The organism is Paenibacillus sp. AR247 (assembly GCF_002968895.1).
Taxonomy (GTDB): Bacteria; Bacillota; Bacilli; order Paenibacillales; family Paenibacillaceae; genus Paenibacillus_AQ; species Paenibacillus_AQ favisporus.
In genome coordinates this window covers 1558207-1561665 of record NZ_PCZT01000009.1, presented here as the reverse complement: position 1 = coordinate 1561665, position 3459 = coordinate 1558207, and the positions used below count along the sequence as shown (strand labels likewise).

Sequence of the window (3459 nt, the reverse complement as noted above, 5' to 3'; positions counted from 1 at the left end):
CGGCTTGTCGTGCCGATTCCCGTTGAGGAAGGAAAGGTGCATATCGCGGTCCTGCACAGTAAGGCTTCGGTGAAAGCCCGGTTCAGCCGTGGAAAGCCGGAAGTCGTTGTTCGGATCAAACAAAGGGCGAGCGTGTTTGACGTTGACAGCCGCAAAATCAGGGTAGACAAAAAGGAAACGATCAGCTGGCTGGAAAAAGAAGCCGAGCAGCAGGTCAACAAGATGGTGAACAGCACCATTTCCACCCTTCAGCATGAACTGGACAGCGATGCGCTGGGTTACGGGAACCTGGTATATAAGGCCAGCCCTTCATACTGGAAGGCTCATAAGAAAGAATGGGAAACGCTATTCCCTGAAATCCGGACGGTCGTCAGTAGCGACGTGGAGATCTATTCGACGGGAGTACGCAATCAATCCTATCTGCAAAATATGAAGTGAGGTGTTTCTCGTGGGTCCCGATTATATCATTACTGCAGCAATCTTTGTGGCTGTGATCCTGAATTTTATTGTGCTCCGCCGGCAGGCGTCCAAAAAGGATCTATGGAGTTCGACGACAATCTTGCTGTTCGGAGGGTTTCTGTATATGCTGCTGATCACGGACATCCCCCTGCCGTCTTTCGTGATCGCGATGGGCCATATTTTCGGGCCTCTCGCCAAGCCAGTCATGAATTGGGTGACGGAGGGCAGGGTTGTCCATGGATAAGGGTAAAATTTCGGCTCAACAGTTTGCTTTGATCATGTATTTATATATTATCGGCACGGCCGCGCTCGTTCAGCCGCATACGCTTGTGTCCATTGCTGGACAAGACGCCTGGTTCAGCGTCATTATCGTCGGAATCATTCAGCTTGGTCTCATCACGCTCTATTTGAAACTCGGCTTTCGGTATCCGCAGCAGACGATTATCCAGTACGGCCGCTTACTGACGGGAAAGTGGTTCGGATCAGCTATAGCCGTTGTATACATGTTCTATTTTTTGATTTTGACCGCATATGTGTTACGCAACATCGGTAATTTTATCGGCTCGGTTGTGCTCCCCCAAACGCCATTGGTTGTTAATATGGCGGTGATCTTGATCCCCGCGATTTACGGCTGCTTTTTAGGGATTGAAGTTATTGGAAGAACGGGGGAAATTTTGTTTCCATGGGCGATGTCCGGGGAAATTTTGTTTCCATGGGCGATGTCCGTTTTATTATTACAGCGCTGCTCTTGATCCCTAAAATGCATCCTGGAGAGTTGTTTCCGATGTTTCCCGAAGGGATAATGCCATCGATTAAGGCAGGTTATCCACTGCTAGGTTTCCCTTCGCTGGAAATTTCCATCTGCCTCCTGTTGATCCCGTTTGTACAAAACCAGCAAAAGATTAAAAAATATTTTTATGTCACCAGCGTGGGGACCCTGATCTCCGGCGCACTGCTCAGCGTAATCACGATCATGGTGCTTGGCGTGGACATGACGGCCCGTTCCCCTTATGCTGTCTATGACGTGGCACGTGAGATCCGGATTGAGCGGGTGATGGAACGGGCAGAGGTCATTGTGGGGATTATTTGGCTGATTACATCGTTCATGAAGCTCCTGATCTGCTTCTATGTCACCGTGATTGTAACCGTGCAGTGCTTTAACGTGATTAGCTACAAGAACTTGGTGATTCCCTTTTCCTTTTTGCTGCTGCCGTTGTCCCTTTGGGTTCTTCGCAACACGGCGGAGCTGGAATGGTCCGGAATTGTTTACCCGATGATGGCGGTGTTCCCGGGATTCGTTATACCGGCAGTGCTGCTGATCGTTGGGAATTTCCGCAGTCGGAATAAGCAAGGTTCGGAGGTACAGACACAACCGCCTTCGCAGCCGCAGTCAGAGGCGCATTTACATCCACAACAACAGCCTGAGTAACATTCCAGAATAAGAGCTTATCGACCAGGATACAAAATTGAATAGATTGGCTATTGACGTATCGCTGTATCTTGTTTTAATATAGGCACATAAGTGAATACTTGAAATTGGCGTGTTACCTTAACATTGGGCATGAGCCAAGAATCGATTCCTGCGTGGAGTCTATTCTTGGCTTTTTTTGTTGGTCTTTTGGGGAGGAGTGTGTGGCATTGAAGGGAGCTCCCAACGTTTTGAAATCGCTTCCGTTTCAAAGGTTGTGTTCTCTGGCAGCTTCCAACCGCAAGCATATTACAGGTTCCCACATAGTTCATCCGTTCCTGGACATAATGGAAAAGATCCTTTTTTCATAGCCCGGATGATGACAACCTATCGGAGATTCACGCAGATTTCGTCAAGGAGGAATATTCATGTTTTCAAAATGGAAATCCAAAAAACAGCAAACGCTAGAGATTACGTCCCCGCTTACAGGTACGGCAGTACCGCTTGATCAGGTCCCGGATGAAGCTTTTGCAGGCGGACATATGGGCAAAGGGCTCGCCATTGAGCCTGCCGACGGCAAGCTGATCGCTCCGTTTGACGGCGTCGTGGCTCATGTGATCAAGTCCAAGCATGCGGTCATTGTAGAGCAAGAGAACGGCCTGCAGTTCCTGTTTCACATCGGCATTAACACAGTAGGGCTGAAAGGCAGCGGATTTACAAGCCATGTCAACACGGGAGACAAGGTGAAGGCAGGGCAAACGCTGATCGAATTCGACATCGAGGCGATTCGCGCGGCAGGTCTGCCGACCGTAACGCCGGTCATTATCACGAACAGCGAAGACAAAGTGGAGCAGATGGAAACGAAGCTGGGGGCCGTAACCGCCGGACAGACCGAAATCCTGAGCGTTACGCTTAAATCCTAAAGCTACTTTCGACGAGAAAGGGATGACAGAACATGCTAGCATTTCTGCAAAAAATCGGGAAGTCGCTGATGCTTCCGGTGGCGACGCTGCCGGCGGCGGCGATTCTGATGCGTTTTGGCAACATCGACTATATTAAGGACTTCCACCTGGGCAACCAGGTGGGGTGGTTCCTGAACCACTACATTGCACCGTTTCTGGATGCCGGCGGATCGACGATCTTCGATAACCTGCCGCTCATCTTTGCCGTCGGGGTGGCCATCGGTCTGACGGGTGACGCTGTCGCCGCGCTCTCTGCCGTCATCGGCCACATTATTCTCTTAAAGGTGCTGGTTAAGGTACCGCTTGCGTTTACGACCGTTATGGATAAAGGCGCGGAGCTTAACACAGGGGTTCTTGGAGGCATCATCGTCGGTCTGATTTCCGCCTTTTTATACAACCGTTTTCATAAAATCAAGCTGCCGGACTGGCTCGGATTTTTCGGCGGCAAACGCTTTGTGCCGATTATTACGTCCGTCACAATGGTATTCGTCGGCATCGTTCTCGGCCTCATCTGGGGGCCTGTCCAGGACGTGCTGGATACGTTCGGCCGCTGGATCGTCAGCCTCGGAGGAATCGGCAGTGCGGTATATTTGATCGCAAACCGACTGCTCGTTCCGTTCGGCCTGCACC

The 3459-nt window shown here is 50.5% G+C and carries 6 protein-coding genes; all 6 read left to right on the top strand.

Annotation, left to right across the window (positions count from 1 at the left end; all coding sequences use genetic code 11):
- The coding region (locus CPT76_RS15465; protein ID WP_181152868.1) for a Ger(x)C family spore germination C-terminal domain-containing protein at positions 1-438 on the top strand (438 nt) is incomplete at its 5' end.
- A 10-nt stretch (positions 439-448) separates the two neighbouring features.
- The gene (locus tag CPT76_RS15460) at positions 449-703 is read left to right on the top strand and encodes a hypothetical protein (protein ID WP_105443520.1); all 255 of its coding nucleotides are present in this window, start codon (positions 449-451) and stop codon (positions 701-703) included.
- On the top strand, positions 696-1211 hold the full coding sequence (locus CPT76_RS15455; protein WP_105443519.1) for a GerAB/ArcD/ProY family transporter: 516 nt from the start codon (positions 696-698) through the stop codon (positions 1209-1211). Before CPT76_RS15460 ends, CPT76_RS15455 begins: the two co-directional genes overlap by 8 nt.
- Positions 1172-1888, top strand: a complete 717-nt coding sequence (locus CPT76_RS15450; RefSeq protein WP_181152867.1) for a GerAB/ArcD/ProY family transporter — start codon at positions 1172-1174, stop codon at positions 1886-1888. The genes CPT76_RS15455 and CPT76_RS15450 overlap by 40 nt, the downstream gene beginning before the upstream one ends.
- Positions 1889-2295: 407 nt before the next feature.
- Entirely contained in the window at positions 2296-2790 is a 495-nt protein-coding gene (locus CPT76_RS15445) for a PTS sugar transporter subunit IIA (RefSeq protein ID WP_105443517.1), read from the top strand.
- Between the two features lie 32 nt (positions 2791-2822).
- Positions 2823-3459, top strand: a 637-nt coding sequence (locus tag CPT76_RS15440) for a PTS transporter subunit EIIC (RefSeq protein ID WP_181152866.1), incomplete at its 3' end; no start/stop codon positions are given.